This window comes from Aeromicrobium sp. 9AM (assembly GCF_902506105.1).
GTDB lineage: Bacteria > Actinomycetota > Actinomycetes > Propionibacteriales > Nocardioidaceae > Aeromicrobium.
In genome coordinates this window covers 2,175,388-2,191,247 of sequence record NZ_LR733304.1, presented here as the reverse complement: position 1 = coordinate 2,191,247, position 15,860 = coordinate 2,175,388, and the positions used below count along the sequence as shown (strand labels likewise).

Genomic DNA, 15,860 nt, shown 5'->3' with positions numbered 1-15,860 from the left:
CCATGCTGTGGGGCACGGTGCGCAGAAGCAGCCGTGGAACTACCTCACTTGTGTGGACCCGTCGCGACGTGCCAGGCCGCTATCTGCGAGCGCGAGCGGAAGCCCAGACGCAACCTGATCCGCTCGACGTGGGACTCGGCCGACCTCTCGGTGATCGTCAGGCGGGCGGCGATGTCGCGGTTGGTGAGGCCCTCGGCCACCAGTGCGGCGACCTCTGACTGCCGGGGCGTGAGTCCGGTGGGCACGGACCGCCGCGGTGGTGGCAGTCCCAAGAACCTGCGCACCTCCGCGACGACCGCGCCGGAGTCGCCGATCGCCGGCAGGTGGGAACGACCGTCGAGCTCCACGAGCTCGGCCCCTGGGATGCCGGCGGCCAGGTCCCTGCCCAGCGCGATCGGTGCAGCCTGGTCCTCGCGCCGGTGCAGCACGAGGGTCGGCGCCTGTATCCGCGGCAGCGCTAGGCGTACGTCGAGGTCGTAGGCCAGACCGAGCAGCGCCGCCGCCGTCTCGGCCGACGAGGCAGCGCGTTGGTAGTCCGCGAACGCCAGCCGGGTGCCGGCATCGGCCTCCGGCGCGAACAGGTTGGCGAGCAGGTCGGAGCCCAGTCCCCAGTGGGTCGAGATCAGCCCGAGCACGTGGCGCCGGCTGTCATCGTCCCCGATCTCGGCACCGGCCGGCCAGCCGCCGTACAGCACGAGGCGCGAGACCGTGTCCGGGTGCTCCGCCGCCCATTGCGCGGCGACCGCCGCGCCCAACGAGAAGCCGAGGACGTCGAACCGCGTCATGCCCAGCGCGTCGGTCACGGCCGCGATGGTGTCCAGCTCGAGCGCCATCGTGCGCGGGCCGTCGTACGGATCGGACAGCCCACAGCCGGGCCGGTCGTAGCGCACCAGCGTCCGGCCCTCGGCCAGTGACTCGTGGAACATGCGCTCGGCCGGGATGGCCCAGCCCAGCTCGAGGTGGCTGAGCCAGCCGGGGACGACCAAGAGGTACGGCCCGGTGCCGGTCACGGCGTAGGCCACCTGCCTGCCAGCGAGATCCGCCGTGCCCAGCCGCTGCTCCCGCGCCGTCATCAGGCCATTCAACCCCAGCGCGCCCGTCAGTTGGTCAGTCGCGAGCGGGCTTGCGGCTGCCGTCGTCCTCGAACTCCATGTCGCCGAAGTCGATCGGCCGCGAGGCATTGGCCAGCGCGGTGACCATCGCGGTGCCCAGCGGGCCAGCCCGGTCGAAGACCTCGACCGTGCCGACGGCGATGCCGTCGTGCTCGACGCGGTCGGTCGCCGACAGGCCGATCTCGCGGCTGACGGGCCGTCGGGCCAGGGCGAGGGTGATGTCGGTGTTGATGAACTTGACGCCCTCCGTGCCCCAGTTGACGACCATGCTGGTGCCGTCGGCGATGCTGGCGACGGACTGGAACGGCGTACCCACCTCGCCTTCGACGACCGGCAGCCCGGCCTGCCACGTCTGCTTGCGGCCCGCGTTCTGGTGGTCGGGGAACGACTGGGACCACGGCGACTCGCTGCTGAAGTGCGGCACCCGGGGCTCGTCGCTCGGCGGAGCGACGTCCTCCGGCGGCGGCTGCGGGTGGTCGCCCGGCGTCCACACCTCACCCTTGGGCGACTCGGTCGCCAGCAGGAAGATGCAGCTGGCGCGGGCCACTCGCTCGCCGTCCTGGAGCAGGACTGCGTCGATCAGACAGATGCGACGGCCCTCTCGTACGACCTCGGTCTCGACCGTGCAGGGCGCCATCTTGGCCGGCTGGAACAGGTCGACGGTGTAGCGGGCCGGTCGCAGGTCGTCACGCCCCAGCTCGGTGAGGCGGTGCTCGAGCGCCCGGGCAAGGGCGCCACTCACGGCGACGCCGTGCATCTGGTCGTGCTTCCACAGGCTGCGGGCGATCTCGGCGGGGACGAGGTGGTCGTCCTCGAGGGTGAACATGGCCAAGGACATGGGTGCAGCCTGTCAGGTGCGCCAGGCAACGAGGCGGCCTGGGTCCCCAAGACTAGAACGTGTTCCAGTTTTGCGCTACTGTCCCGGCCATGGTGCTCGAAAGATTCCGCCTCGACGACCGGGTTGCCGTCGTCACCGGTGCAGGCCGTGGGATCGGGGCCGCCAGCGCCCTCGCTCTCGCCGAGGCCGGCGCCGACATCGTCCTCGCCGCGCGTACGGAGGACCAGCTGAGAGAGGTCGCCGCGCAGGTCGAGGCGCTGGGTCGCAAGGCGCTCGTCGTGCCCGCCGACCTGTCCGACCTCGACCAGGTGGCGGCGCTCGCGCAGACCGCCGTCGAGGCGTTCGGCCGGCTCGACGTGGTGGTCAACAACGTCGGCGGCTCGATGCCCAAGGAGTTCGTACGCACGAACGTGGCCGCGCTCGAGGGCGCGTTCCACTTCAACGTCTCGACGGCGCACGCCCTCACCCGGGCCGCGCTGCCGCACCTGTTGAAGAGCGACGGTGGCGCCGTCGTCAACATCTCGTCGGTGATGGGGCGGGTCAGCGGACGCGGCTATCTGGCGTACGGAACAGCCAAGGCCGCGCTGGCGCACTGGACCCGGCTGGCGGCGCGAGACCTCGCGCCACGCGTACGCGTGAATGCGATCGCGGTCGGATCGGTGGCCACCTCGGCGCTGGAGATCGTCACCGGCGACGAGGGGCTGACGGCCCAGATGGAGGCCAACACCCCGCTGCGCCGGATCGGCGACCCCGACGACATCGCCGCCACGGTGTTGTTCCTCGCGAGCCCTGCCGGCGGCTACCTCACCGGCAAAGTGCTGGAGGTCGACGGCGGGATCGACCAGCCCAACCTCGACATGGCACTGCCTGACCTGGGAGAAGAGCAATGAGCATCAAAGTCGCCGCATGGAGCACGGGCAACGTCGGCCGGCACGTGCTGGCCGGCATCGACGCCCGGCCCGACCTCGATCTCGTCGGCCTCTGGGTGTCCAACCCCGACAAGGTCGGCAAGGACGCCGGCCGGCTCGCGGGGCTCGACCGTGACCTCGGCGTCCTCGCCACCAACGACGTCGAGGCGATCATCGCGCTCAAGCCCGACTGTGTCGTGCACTCGGCGATGGCCGACGACCGGCTGTTCGAGGCGATGGCCGACCTCGAGCGACTGCTGCGAGCCGGCATCAACGTGGTCTCGAGCGGGCCGGTCTTCCTGCAGTTCCCGTCCGGTCCCGTCGTCGACATGGCCGAAGGGGTCAAGCAGGCGGCGGCTGAGGGCGGTGTGTCGCTGTACGTCAACGGCATCGACCCGGGCTTCGCCAACGACTGGTTGCCACTGTCGCTGACGAGCATCAGCGAGCGGATCGACCAGGTGCGCTGCTCGGAGGTGCTCAACTACAACACGTACGACCAGGGGATGATCGTGTTCGACGTCATGGGCTTCGGCAAGCCCATGGACCACGTCCCGATGCTGCTCGAGCCGGGCATCCTCACGATGGCGTGGGGCAGCGTCGTGCACCAGATCGCCGCCGGGCTCGGGGTCGAGCTGGACGACGTCGAGGAGTTCTATGAGCGGCTCCCGGCGACCGAGTCGTTCGACATCGACTGCGGACGCATCGAGGAGGGCACTGTCGCGGGACTGCACTTCGAGGTACGCGGCAAGGTCGGCGACAAGGCCGTCGTGGTGCTCGAGCACGTGACGCGGGTGCACGACGACATCGGCCCGGACTGGCCGCAGCCGGCGGGGCACGGTTGCTACCGCGTCGAGATCAAGGGCGAGCCCAACTACACGCTCGACCTGCAGCTGCTCGGCACCGACGGCGACCACAACACCGCGGGTCTCAAGGCCACCGCGATGCGGCTGGTCAACGCCGTCCCTGCGGTCGTCGGCGCGAAGCCCGGCCTCGTCACGGCCCTCGACCTGCCGCTGGTCACGGGCCGGGGACTCGTGGTCACGTGAGCGCCCGCATCGGCCGCCTGCTGGCTGCCGTCACGGTCGCCGCAACGCTCATCGCCTCGCCGGCGACCGCTCATGCCGCGACCGGATGCTCACAGCCCAGCTCGCAGGCAGCGGCGCAGAAGTACCTCGACGCACTCGTCGACCGCAACGCCGCCTGGTCGATCCCGCTCGACCCGTTCGTGCTGCGGATCGAGAACGGGCTGCCCACCTCGGTGTCGGCCCTCGACCTCAAGCTGCAGCTCCATCTGCACGTCCAGTACTCGGTCTTCACATCGATCGAGAACGTGGTGTGGACGTGGCAGCCGGATGGCCGGCAGGACGTCATCAACGCGCACTACGACATACCGGTCGGGCTGGGCGGGGTGTCGCTCGCGAGCTCGACGGTCGACGAGGACTTCACGCTGACCGCGGCCTGCACGATCAAGCGGATCGACGCGACGTTCACGATCGAACCGGCCGCTTGAGCGACTCAGCGCAGCAGGAGCTTGACCGCGACATCCATCGACTTCGTGACGTCATCTGCGGACGTACGGCCGGTGACCCAGCCCATGAGCGCCGACAACCACACGTCGCCGATGACCCGGACGATCGCCATGTCCTCGGTGGTGGGCTCGCGGGCCTCGTCGGTGCCGTCGATCGCGTGCGTGATCATGGCCGTCAGCTTGATGCCGACGAGGTGGATCTCGTCGGCCACCGACGCGTCGGCGAACATGAACGCGCGGGTCAGGGCCTCGGTCAGCTGAGGCTGCTTCTGCAGGGCCGTCGTGGTGACGCCGAGGACGTGCATGACGCGTTGGTGGGGGGTGTCGCCGGGCACCGCGCGGGTGCGCGACTGTGCCTCGGCGCGCTCGAACTCGCGGCCGAGGGCGGTGACCAGCAGGTGGATCTTGGACGGGAAGTAGCGGTAGAGCGTGCCGAGGGCGACATCGGCGTTGTCCGCGACCGCCCGCATCTGCACGGCATCGAAGCCGCCGGTGTCGGCCAGGGCGATCGTGGCATCGAGGATGCGGCGCCGGCGCTCGCGCTGGGCGTTGGAGCCGGCCGTCTCGGTGGTGGTCGCCATCGCGCATCGTCTCCTGTCCGGGTCGTTGGGCTCAGAGTGACTGCGCCGACCCTCGGTATGATTGAAACACGTTCTAGATTTGGAGGCGACACTGATGCCGGTCGGCGTGACTCGTGATCACCTAGAACTGAGTACCAGTTTACGGGCCTGGGCCGTCGGCCTGAGCGGGGCATCCGCGGTGCGAGAAGCCGAGAGCGATGCCGCCGCCGGGTTCGCCAAGAGCTGGCAGTCCGTCGTCGAAGCGGGCCTGACCGGCATCGCGATCGACGAGCATCACGGCGGTGGCGGCGGCGACCTGCTCGACCAGATGGTCGCGCTTGAGTCGGCCGCTTACGCCTTGGTGCCCGGGCCGCTGCTGGGCGCGGTGCTTGTCGGCCAGCTCGCGGGGGATGCCGACGTGCTCAGCGGGATCACCCGTGGCGACAGTGCGGCAGTCGCTCTGCAGGGCGCAGTGAGGGTCGATGCCGATGGTGCCCGCGGGGACCTCGACGTCGTGCTCGACGTGGTCGGCGCGCGCTGGCTTGTGACGCGTACGACGGACGATTCGTGGGTGCTGATCGACGCCGGCAGCTTCACGGCCCAGCCCGAGGAGGGGCTCGACCTCTCGCGCCGCGGCGGGTCCGTACGCGTTGCGGCGACGAGTGACCAGATCGTTGAGCTGCCGGGGGTGAGCACCGAGTCGGTCCGCCGGACCCTCGTCGCGCTGGCGGCGGCCGAGGCTGCGGGCCTGGCGCAGTGGTGCCTCGACACCGCGGTGGCGTACGCCAAGGTGCGCGAGCAGTTCGGTGCGCCGATCGGCTCGTTCCAGGCGATCAAGCACCTCTGCTCCCAGATGCTCGAGACCACCGAGTCGGTGGCGGCCGTCGCCTGGGACGCCGGCGCCAGCGCACGGGCGGACGTACCTGATGGCGAGGCGGCCTATGCCGCTGACGTCGCCGCGACGGTGGCGTTCGACGGTGCCGTGTCGGTCGCGCAGGACTGCATCCAGGTGCTCGGCGGCATCGGCTTCACGTTCGAGCACGATGCGCACCTCTACCTCCGCCGGGCGATCGCCCTGAGTCTCGCCGTCGCCTCGCTGACCGGAGGCGCCGAGCAGTCGGCCGCCCGCCTGGCCCGGCGCGCCGGCACCGGTCAGCGACGCGTGCCTGAGATCGACTTCGGGGAGACGGACGCGGAGCTCCGGGACGTGATCCGCCGACAGATGGCGGCGATCGCCGAGCTGCCCTCGGACGAGCATCGAGCCGCGCTCGCCCAGGCCGGCTACCTGACGCCGCACTGGCCGCGCCCGTACGGCCTGGACGCCGGGCCGGTTGAGCAGCTGGTCGTGGACGAGGAGCTGACCCGCGCGGGGCTGAGCCGGCCCGACATCGCGATCGGCGGTTGGGCCGTGCCGACGATCATCGGGCACGGCACCCCCGAGCAGGCCGAGCGGTTCGTCATGCCCACGTTGCTCGGTGACCTGAGGTGGTGCCAGCTGTTCAGCGAGCCCGGGGCGGGCTCCGACCTCGCCTCGCTGAGCACGCGTGCCGTACGTGTCGAGGGTGGCTGGCAGCTCACGGGTCAGAAGGTCTGGACCTCGCGGGCGCGTGAGGCCCACTGGGCGATCTGCCTCGCGCGTACGGACCGGGACGCCCCGCCGCATCGCGGGATCACCTACTTCCTGGTCGACATGACATCGGCCGGCATCGACATCCGGCCGCTGCGCGAGCTGACCGGTGACGCGATGTTCAACGAGGTGTTCCTCGACGAGGTCTTCGTGCCCGACGAGTGCGTCGTCGGTGAGGTCAACGAGGGCTGGAAGCTCGCCCGCACGACCTTGGCCAACGAACGTGTCGCCATGGCCGGCAGCAAGCTCGGCATGAGCACCGAGCGCGCGGTCGAGCTGTTGGCCGGTCGCGAGTCCGAGACCGATGCCGCGCTGGTCGGTCACCAGGTCGCGCTGGCCTCGGTGTGCCAGCTGCTCGGCGTACGTTCGACATTGCGATCGATCGCCGGGCGTGGGCCGGGGCCGGAGTCGAGCGTCGCGAAGCTGCTGGGCGTACGCAATCGGCAGGAGGCCTCCGAGCTGGTCGTACGCATGCTCGGGCCAGCTGCGTTGTTTGCGCCTGACGATCCGGACGTGCACGAGATGTTGCTGACGCGGTGCCTGTCGATCGCCGGCGGCACGACCCAGATCCTCCGCAACGTCGTCGCCGAACGCGTGCTGGGCCTCCCTCGCAGCTGAGGCTCCGCTCGCTTCGCGCTTGCTCCAAGGCAGTCGCACCCACGTTGCCGGTCGAGTGGGGAGGCCGGCCGCGGCCGAGCCGTATCGAGACCTCGTGAGGTTGATGGCTCGAGCGAGCTTTGCGACGTACGTGGTCTCGATACGCCGGCTCGCAGAGCTCGCGGGCTACTCGACCGCCAGAAAGCCGGGCTAGTTCTGGTTCCGTGCGCGGTGCCATTGGAGCCAGCGCTGCACGGCCGCGATCGTGTGCTGGCTTCGGATCGACGAGAACACGTCGAACGCGTGCTGTGCGCCGGGCAGCTCGGCGTACGTGACGGAGGCGTCCGACTTCTCCCTGAGGGCTGTGACGAACGCGCGGGCCTGCTTGACCGAGACGACGGTGTCGTTGCTGCCGTGGATCACGAAGAAGTCGGGCGCGTGCTCGCCGACCTGCGCCAACGGCGAGGCCTGGACGAAGTGGTCGAGGTGCGTACGCGGGTCCTTGCCGAACACCCGCGGGCCGAGAAAACGGTCGCGCATGTCGACGGCCGATCGGTGCTCGGTGATGCCGCCGAGGTCGTAGACGCCGTAGAAGGGCACGCACCCGGACACGGAGGTGTCGGAGTCCTCGAAGTCCGGTTGATAGTCCGCGAGCCCGGGCGTCAGCGCCGCGAGGGACGCGAGGTGACCGCCGGCCGAGCCACCCGTGATGACGACGTACGACGGGTCGCCGCCGTAGTCGGCGATGTTCTCGTGCACCCAGGCGATGGCGCGCTTGACGTCGACGATCTGGGCCGGGAAGCGGTGCTTCGGTGCGAGCCGGTAGTTCGCCGAAACGCACACCCAGCCCTGCTGGGCCATGCGGTTCATCAGCAGGAGGCCCTGCTGCTCCTTGTTGCCGATCGTCCAGCCGCCGCCGTGGATCTGGATCAGCACGGGAGCCTTGCTCAGGTCGCGGTCCTTGGGCCGCCGGATGTCGAGGTGTGCCCGGCGGCCGCCCTCGGTGTAGGGCACGTTGCGCAGCACCTCGATGTCGCGGGCGCGGAAGTTGAACGGCCGGACGACCGAACCGCGGGGGAGCCGGAGGTCGATGGGTCCGGGCAGGTCGATCTCGTCGAGGTAGCCGTCGCCGATGCCCTCGCGCAGCGCCTCGTCGAGCTGGGTGCCGGTACGTCTCGCGCCGGCGATCGTATGGGTGAGGAGTCCTGCGGCCGCGGCGGCCGCGACGAGTCCCAGCCGGGACGGCTTGCCCCGCCGTACGGTCAGCTCGGCCGCGGTGTCGAGGGCAGCGGCGCCCAGCAGGTGCGGAGCCAGCTCGCTCGTGGGCCAGCCGAGGGCGAAGCTGGGCAGCGCCGACCAGCCGCGTCGCTGCGGACGTACGGCGTTGAAGGCCAGAGCCGCAAGGGTGAGCTGGCGTCGGGTGAACCCGGCGGACATGGGCGATCTCCTCAAGCGGGTAGAACATGTTCTAGGCGGGTCTAGGATACGGCCATGGATCGACTCAGTGGACTCGACGCCAGCTTCCTGTACCTGGAGAGCGGTACGCAGCTGATGCACGTGTGCGGGGTGATCGTCGTGGACCCGGCGACGATCCCCGGCGGCTACGACTTCGCCCGGTTCAAGGAAGAGCTGTCGCAGCGGGTCTCGGGCATCCCGATGTTCAACCGCAAGCTCAAGTTCGTGCCGGGTCGCATCGACTTCCCGATCTGGGTGACGGACGACGAGTTCGACATCGACCGGCACGTCCACCGCATGGCGGCGCCGGCGCCGGGCAGCGAGCGCGAGCTGACCGAGGTCGCCGGGCATCTGGCCGGCATTCCGCTGGACCGGTCGCGTCCGCTGTGGGAGATGCACGTCATCGAGGGCCTGGCGAACGGCAAGATCGCGGTGTTCTCCAAGATGCACCACGCCTCGGTCGACGGGGTCTCGGGCTCCAACATGATCTCGTACCTGTGCAGCCTCGAGGCCGATGCGCCGCCGCTCGACTCAGGCGAGGGCGCCGGCGATCACCAGCGCGCCCCGTCAGACCTGGAGCTCGTCGGTCGTGGACTGCTCGCCACCGCGACGAAGCCGTGGCAGCTCGCGAAGCTCGTGACGCCGACCGTACGCACGCTCGTGGAGACGGCCAGCCGGGCGCGGCAGGGCACTGCGATGGCAGCGCCGCTGACCGCTCCGCGTACGTCCTTCAACGGCACGATCACGGGTCACCGCTCGATCGCCCTCACGGATGTCTCGCTGGACGACATCAAGCAGATCAAGCACGCGGTCCCCGGCGCGACGGTCAACGACGTCGTGCTCGCGCTGAGCGGTGGTGCGCTTCGGCGCTACCTGCAGGACCGCGGCGAGCTGCCGGACACGTCACTGCTCGCGAGCGTCCCGGTGTCGGTGCGCAACGAGTCGACGAGGAGCGGCGGCCGCAACAAGGTCTCGACGATCTTCTGCCGGCTCGGCACCGACGTCGAGGACCCGCTCGAACGGATCACGGAGATGTCGGTGGCCAACGCCCACGCCAAGGACCACCACACCGCCGTACCGGCCGACACGCTGCAGGAGTGGGCCGAGTTCGCCGCCCCGCGTACGTTCGGCCTGGCCGTGCGCATGGTGTCGGACCTCCGGCTCGCCGAGAAGACCCCGGTCATCCACAACCTGGTGATCTCGAACGTGCCCGGGCCGCCGGTGCCGCTGTACTTCGTCGGCGCGCGCATCGATGCGCTCTATCCGCTCGGCCCGATCTTCCACGGTGCCGGCCTCAACATCACGGTGATGAGCAACAACGGCCAGATGCACATCGGCGCGATCGCCTGCCGCGAGCTGATGCCGAACGTCTGGGACCTGGTCGACCAGTTCCCGGTCGAGCTGGAAGCGATGAAGAAGTCCGTCCTGGGCTGAGTCGTCACCCGGCCCCTAGCGACGAGCTCTGCGAGGAGCGGGAGCGAAGCGAAGGGGCGTACGACGAGAGGCTCGAGCGAGCACGCTGCCTCACGTCCCTTCGCTCGCAGGGCTCGCTCCCAGTCGGCCGCGGGCGGCCTCCTTAGGGAACGGAGACCATCCGGGCTGACACCGCTCGGGCGGCTTCGAGCAGCGCCGGGACGAAGGTCTGGTGCTCCAGCACGCAGCCGGCATGCCCGCACGCCGCCTCGTGCACCGTCGCGCCAGGGACCCGGGCGGCGAGGTCGCGCTGGCGGTCGGGCGGGATCACGTGGTCGTTCGTGGTCACCACGACCGCCGTCGGTACGTCCACGCGCTCCAGCCACAGCGTCGAGTGGTGACGCCCGAGCGACGCGACCGCCTGGCCGACGGCCCATGGGCTGCTCGACCGCCACTGCTTCATGGCCCACCCTGCGGTGTCGGAGCTGCCGGCCTCGATCTCCTCGACGGCTGCCGTGCTGGCGCGTCTCACCACTCGTGAGCGCGACAGCGTCGCGGTCAGTCCCATGCCCAGCGCCATGCCGGTGTGGAAGACCCGCTCGCGGCCGTTCGTGCGGAAGTGCGCCGTGCTGGCAGCGAGGACCAACCCGCCGACGACGTCGGGGTGCTGCCGCCACACGCGCTGGGCGATGACCGAGCCCATCGAGTAGCCCGCGATGATCGGCCGGCCAAGGTCGAGCGCGTCGATCACGGCTGCCACGTCGTCGGCGCAGTCCGAGATCAGGAACCGCTCCGACGTGATGCCGCGGCCGTGCCAGCGCTGGTCGAACGTGATGACGCGGTAGTGCTCGGCCAGCCGGGGGATCGCCGGGAACCAGGTCAGCTGCCCGGTGCAGCCGACCGCGTGCAGCAGCACGATCGCCGGGGCATCCGGGGTCGGCCCTGGCACGTCGGTCAGCCACGTACGACCGCGACGAGGAAGGTCCAGCCAGCGGCCCTCAGGCAGGTCGACGGGTGGCAGGTCGAACAGGTCCCACGTGGACGGGTCGGGCAGCAGGTGCCGTACGACTGACAGCGGCAGCTTCAGCGGGTTCCGCACACGTCCTCCTCTGGATCAACCTCGACGGATTAGAACACGTTATAGTTTTGCACGGGAAGTCTGCCACTCGAAGGATTGGGGATCTGCGTGGACTCGGTGCTCGACGAGGTGCGCTCCGTCATCGGCGATGTGCTCGACCGAGGCGACGGGTCGTGGCGCGCCCTCCAGGAGTCCGGGCTGCTCGCGCTGGTCGCCCCCCAGGAGCACGGCGGTGAGGGCCTGGGCATGGCCGAGGTCGCCGTGCTGCTGCACGAGGTCGGCCGTCGCGCCTCCGACCTCCCGGTGTGGGAGACCGTCGCCTGCGGCCTGCTGCCGCTCGTGCGATCGGGCTCCGACGCTTTGCAGGCCGACCTGGTCCCGCAGGTGCTGGCCGGCGACCTGCTGCTGGCACCGGCGCTCGGAGAACCCGGGTCCGCACTGCCGCGCGATCCCGCCACGACGTACGAGGGCGACGCCGTGACCGGCACCAAGATCGGTGTGCCGGTGCTGGACCGGAGGACCCTTCTGCTCGTCCCTTCGACAAGCTCAGGGAGCGGTGAAGTCGTCGTCGCCATGGTCGATCCCGAAGGCCCTGGCGTGAGTCGCGTCGACACCTCCACCTCACGCGGTGCGGCCGAGGCGACGTACATCTTCGCTGCGGCCCCCGCGCTCGGCGTCCTGGATGCCGATGTGGTGCGCAGCCACGCCATCGCCGGGCTGGCCGCGCTGGGTGCCGGACTCGTCGAGGGCGCCCGCGACCTCACCGCCGGCTACATCCGCGACCGCCGGCAGTTCGGCCGCGCGCTCGCCGAGTTCCAGTCCGTCGCGCAGCAGATCGCCGACGTCTACATCGCGTCCCGTACGTTCACGCTGACCGCCGGCGAGCTCGCCCGGCGCCTCGACGCGGGCGAACCGGCGGCCGACGACCTGGCCGTCGCCGCGCACTGGTTCGCCGACCGCGCGCCGGCCGTGCTGCAGACCTGCCAGCACCTGCACGGCGGCATGGGCGTCGACATCACCTATCCGCTCAACCGCTACTTCTCGGGCGTACGCGATGCAGCCCGGCACCTGGGTGGCCCGGCCGCTCTCGCGGACGTACCGGTCACCGAGTCCGACGGCAAGAACGCCGAGCTGACTGCCGAAGAACGCGCGTTCAAGCAGGAGGCGCGCGCCTATCTGTCCGGCCTGGTCAGCGACGCTGATCGTGATGAGATGCGGATCGACCGCCACGGTCCGGCGTACCACCGCATCATCAAGCAGATGGGCGCCGACGGCTGGATGGGCGTCGGCTGGCCGAAGGAGTACGGCGGCCAGGGTCGCGGCGTCATCGAGCAGCAGGTGTTCGTCAACGAGGCATCGCGCGCGGATGTTCACCTGCCGTCGGTGACCCTGCAGACCGTCGGGCCGACGCTGCAGGCGTACGGCACGCAGAAGCAGAAGGACATGTTCCTCGCCGACATCGTGACGGGCGACGTGCACTTCGCGATCGGCTACAGCGAGCCCGACGCCGGCACCGACCTGGCGTCGATGCGCACCAGCGCCCGGCGGGACGGCGACCACTACGTCGTCAACGGGCAGAAGATGTGGACGACCGGCGGCCACGTCGCCGACTACGTATGGCTCGCCGTGCGCACCGATCCCGACGCGCCACCGCACCGCGGCATCTCGGTGCTGATCGTCGACACCCGCGATCCCGGCTTCTCGTCGACGCCGATCGTCACGAGCGACCACTCGCACCACACGAACGCGACGTACTACAACGACGTACGCGTGCCGGTCGACATGCTCGTCGGCGAGGAGAACCGCGGCTGGCAGCTCATCACGACGCAGCTCAACCACGAGCGCGTCATGCTCGGTCCCGCTGGCCGCATCGAGGGCCTGCGCGACATCGTGCGCGAATGGGCGCAGGACCGGGTCGACCGCGACGGCACGCCATTGCTCGAGGTGCCGCTGGTCCACGACACACTCGCACGCGCCACCGCGTCGTTCCGCGTCAACGAGCTGCTCAACTGGGCCGTCGCGCGTGGCGGCTCGTCCGAGCGCGCGACCGTGGCTGATGCGTCGACGTCGAAGGTGCTGGCGAGCGACGAGGTGCAGCGCCTCGGGCTCGCGCTGATGGATGTCGTCACGACGTACGGCGATCCGGCCGATCCCGAGACCGGGCGGCTCGTGGAGTACCTCGACGCGACGAGCAAGCGCAACCTCGTGCTGACCTTCGGCGGCGGGGTCAATGAGGTGCAGCGCGAGCTGATCGCGATGTTCGGGCTCGACCTGCCGAGGGTGCCCCGATGACTCCCGAGGAGATCCTCGAGCGGGTCGAGGAGATCAAGGCGCGCGGCAACAGTCCGGCCCGTGAGGCGCTCGACCCGGTCAACGTACCGATGATCCGGCACTGGGCCGAGGCGATCGGCGACGCCAACCCGCGGTGGGCGCCCGGACCCGACACCGAGGCGCCGCCGGCGATGGCGCAGGTGTGGACGATGTACGGGCTCAACCCCGAACGCATGCCCGGCGACCCGCTGCCCGACACCATGAGCATCTTCGACGAGGCGGGCTACACGTCCGTGCTCGGCACCAACTGCGACCAGACGTACGCGCGAGCGCTGCGACCCGGTGAGCGCGTCGCGATCAGCACGCGGCTCGACGAGGTCGTCGGCCCCAAGGTCACCGGCGTCGGCGAGGGCTGGTTCATCACGACGAAGAGCATCTGGACCGTCGGCGACGAGGGGGTCGCGACGATGACGTTTCGCGTCCTCAAGTTCAAGCCAGGCACGGGTCGCGCCTCGGTCGACAAGACGAAGTCGGCCCGGCCGATGATCAACCGCGACACGGAGTTCTTCTGGGCCGGCACCGCGGCCGGCGAGCTGCGCATCCAGACGTGCAACGCCTGCGGCGAGCTGCGGCACCCGCCGGGGCCGGTGTGCCCGGTCTGCCACGCGATGGATCGCGGGTACGTCGTGGCGTCGGGCCGTGGCACGGTGCACTCCTTCCTGGTCCACCACGCTCCGGCCGTGCCGGGCAAGAAGCTGCCTCTGACGTTGGCTCTGGTCGACCTCGAGGAGGGCGTCCGGATGATCGGCGAGGTCGACGGGGAGGTCGCGATCGGCGATGACGTCGAGGTCTGGTTCGACCCGATCGACGACGAGGTCACGCTCGCGAAGTGGAGGCCCTCGGGCACGCAGGCCGTGGAGCCCGAGCCGGAGCCCGAGCCGTCGGACATACCGGTGTGGGAGCTGCCGATCACCCCGACGCTCGTGGTCTCGACGGCGCTCGCCACGCGCGACTTCCAGGACGTGCACCACGACCGCGACCGCTCGATCGGGCACGGCAGCAAGGACATCTTCATCAACATCCTCAGCACGAACGGGCTGGTGCAGCGCTATGTCACCGACTGGGCCGGACCGCAGACGCAGATCCTGTCGTGCGCGCTGCGGCTCGGCGCGCCGGCACATCCGTACGACACTCTGCGCTTCAGCGGGACGATCGTGTCGGAGCAGGACGGGGTGACCACGATCGACGTCGCCGCGGCGGTGTCGATCGGGATGCACGCCAACGCACGGCTGGAGGTGCGACTCCCATGAGCGGATTCAGCGGTGCGGCGGCGATCGCCGGGATCGGTGCGACCGAGTTCTCCAAGGAGTCCGGCCGCTCCGAGCTGCAGCTGTCGGCGGAGGCAACGCTCGCCGCAATCGCCGATGCGGGGCTCACAGCGGCCGACGTCGACGGGCTCGTCACGTTCACGATGGACTCGACGTCCGAGATCGCCCTCGCGCGTGAGCTCGGCATGGGTGACCTGCGGTTTTTCAGCCGGATCAACTACGGCGGCGGCGCGGCCTGCGCGACGGTGCAGCAGGCGGCGATGGCGGTGGCGACCGGCATGGCCGACGTCGTGGTGGCCTATCGCGGCTTCAACGAGCGGTCCGGCCAGCGTTTCGGCCAGGTGCAGAAGTGGGCCGCCGAGCAGGTCAACACCAACGGCCTCGACAACGCGTGGTCGTACCCGCACGGCCTGTCCACGCCCGCAGCGACCGTGGCGATGCAGGCCCGTCGCTACATGCACGAGTACGGCGCCACCTCGGCCGACTTCGGCGCCGTCGCCGTCGCGGACCGCCGGCACGCGGCGACCAACCCCAACGCGTTCTTCCACGAGAAGCCCATCACGATCGAGGACCACCAGGCCTCGCGGATGATCGCCGACCCGCTGCGCCTGCTCGACTGCTGCCAGGAGAGCGACGGCGCGGTGGCGATCGTCGTGACCTCGACCGAACGCGCGCGCGACCTCAAGGCCGGTGCGGTGCCGATCGTCGCGGCTGCACAGGGCAGCGCGACGGACCAGTTCGTCATGACGTCGTACTACCGCGACGACATCGGGATCCCCGAGATCGGCGTCGTCGGCCGCGACCTGTGGCGTCAGTCGGGACTGTCGCCGGCCGACATCGAGACCGCGGTGCTCTACGACCACTTCACGCCGTACGTGCTGATGCAGCTGGAGGAGCTCGGCTTCTGCGGGCGGGGCGAGGCCAAGGACTTCATTGCCGGCGGCGCGATCGAGATCGGCGGCCGGCTGCCGCTCAACACGCACGGCGGCCAGCTCGGCGAGGCGTACATCCACGGCATGAACGGCATCGCCGAGGCCGTACGTCAGCTGCGCGGCACATCGGTCAACCAGGTCGACGGCGCCCAGCACGTGCTGGTGACGGCCGGCACCGGCGTGCCGACCTCGGGTCTGATCCTCGGCGGCTGA

At 70.2% G+C, this 15,860-nt stretch carries 13 protein-coding genes; 8 read left to right on the top strand and 5 right to left on the bottom strand.

Annotated elements, in window-relative coordinates; all coding sequences use genetic code 11:
• Window positions 1–44: 44 nt before the first annotated feature.
• Both BOSE46_RS17280 and BOSE46_RS17275 read right to left on the bottom strand, forming a co-directional pair.
• Complete coding sequence (locus tag BOSE46_RS17280) at window positions 45–1,073, bottom strand: alpha/beta fold hydrolase (protein WP_159541415.1); 1,029 nt, start codon at window positions 1,071–1,073, stop codon at window positions 45–47.
• Between the two features lie 34 nt (window positions 1,074–1,107).
• Window positions 1,108–1,950 (bottom strand): thioesterase family protein, encoded by an 843-nt coding sequence (locus tag BOSE46_RS17275; protein ID WP_159541414.1) that lies wholly within the window; start codon window positions 1,948–1,950, stop codon window positions 1,108–1,110.
• A gap of 89 nt (window positions 1,951–2,039) precedes the next feature.
• Between BOSE46_RS17275 and BOSE46_RS17270 the strand changes: the two genes are divergently transcribed.
• From BOSE46_RS17270 to BOSE46_RS17260, 3 genes are read left to right on the top strand one after another with little or no spacing between them, the layout of a single operon-like run.
• A complete protein-coding gene (locus BOSE46_RS17270; protein ID WP_159541413.1) occupies window positions 2,040–2,840 on the top strand; it encodes an SDR family oxidoreductase in 801 nt (266 codons plus the stop codon).
• On the top strand, window positions 2,837–3,904 hold the full coding sequence (locus BOSE46_RS17265; RefSeq protein ID WP_159541412.1) for a diacylglycerol kinase: 1,068 nt from the start codon (window positions 2,837–2,839) through the stop codon (window positions 3,902–3,904). The genes BOSE46_RS17270 and BOSE46_RS17265 overlap by 4 nt, the downstream gene beginning before the upstream one ends.
• Window positions 3,901–4,368, top strand: coding sequence for a hypothetical protein (locus tag BOSE46_RS17260; RefSeq protein ID WP_159541411.1), 468 nt, complete (start codon window positions 3,901–3,903; stop codon window positions 4,366–4,368). Before BOSE46_RS17265 ends, BOSE46_RS17260 begins: the two co-directional genes overlap by 4 nt.
• A 5-nt stretch (window positions 4,369–4,373) precedes the next feature.
• On the opposite strand, the gene BOSE46_RS17255 is transcribed toward BOSE46_RS17260, so the two are convergent.
• Window positions 4,374–4,967, bottom strand: coding sequence for a TetR family transcriptional regulator (locus BOSE46_RS17255; protein ID WP_159541410.1), 594 nt, complete (start codon window positions 4,965–4,967; stop codon window positions 4,374–4,376).
• Window positions 4,968–5,145: 178 nt separating this feature from the next.
• Here BOSE46_RS17255 and BOSE46_RS17250 point away from each other — a divergent pair, with 178 nt between their 5' ends.
• Window positions 5,146–7,191, top strand: coding sequence for an acyl-CoA dehydrogenase family protein (locus tag BOSE46_RS17250; protein WP_371415517.1), 2,046 nt, complete (start codon window positions 5,146–5,148; stop codon window positions 7,189–7,191).
• Between the two features lie 189 nt (window positions 7,192–7,380).
• Here the strand turns inward: BOSE46_RS17250 and BOSE46_RS17245 are convergent, their stop codons facing one another.
• Entirely contained in the window at window positions 7,381–8,607 is a 1,227-nt protein-coding gene (locus BOSE46_RS17245; protein ID WP_159541408.1) for an alpha/beta hydrolase, read from the bottom strand.
• A gap of 54 nt (window positions 8,608–8,661) precedes the next feature.
• Between BOSE46_RS17245 and BOSE46_RS17240 the strand changes: the two genes are divergently transcribed.
• Window positions 8,662–10,059, top strand: coding sequence for a wax ester/triacylglycerol synthase family O-acyltransferase (locus BOSE46_RS17240; RefSeq protein WP_159541407.1), 1,398 nt, complete (start codon window positions 8,662–8,664; stop codon window positions 10,057–10,059).
• A gap of 142 nt (window positions 10,060–10,201) precedes the next feature.
• On the opposite strand, the gene BOSE46_RS17235 is transcribed toward BOSE46_RS17240, so the two are convergent.
• Window positions 10,202–11,137: an alpha/beta fold hydrolase gene (locus BOSE46_RS17235; RefSeq protein ID WP_159541406.1), complete on the bottom strand. Its 936-nt coding sequence runs from the start codon at window positions 11,135–11,137 to the stop codon at window positions 10,202–10,204.
• Between the two features lie 87 nt (window positions 11,138–11,224).
• Between BOSE46_RS17235 and BOSE46_RS17230 the strand changes: the two genes are divergently transcribed.
• From BOSE46_RS17230 to BOSE46_RS17220, 3 genes are read left to right on the top strand one after another with little or no spacing between them, the layout of a single operon-like run.
• Window positions 11,225–13,408: an acyl-CoA dehydrogenase gene (locus BOSE46_RS17230; RefSeq protein WP_236551786.1), complete on the top strand. Its 2,184-nt coding sequence runs from the start codon at window positions 11,225–11,227 to the stop codon at window positions 13,406–13,408.
• On the top strand, window positions 13,405–14,697 hold the full coding sequence (locus BOSE46_RS17225) for an OB-fold domain-containing protein (RefSeq protein WP_159541405.1): 1,293 nt from the start codon (window positions 13,405–13,407) through the stop codon (window positions 14,695–14,697). The genes BOSE46_RS17230 and BOSE46_RS17225 overlap by 4 nt, the downstream gene beginning before the upstream one ends.
• Window positions 14,694–15,860, top strand: coding sequence for a lipid-transfer protein (locus BOSE46_RS17220; protein WP_159541404.1), 1,167 nt, complete (start codon window positions 14,694–14,696; stop codon window positions 15,858–15,860). Before BOSE46_RS17225 ends, BOSE46_RS17220 begins: the two co-directional genes overlap by 4 nt.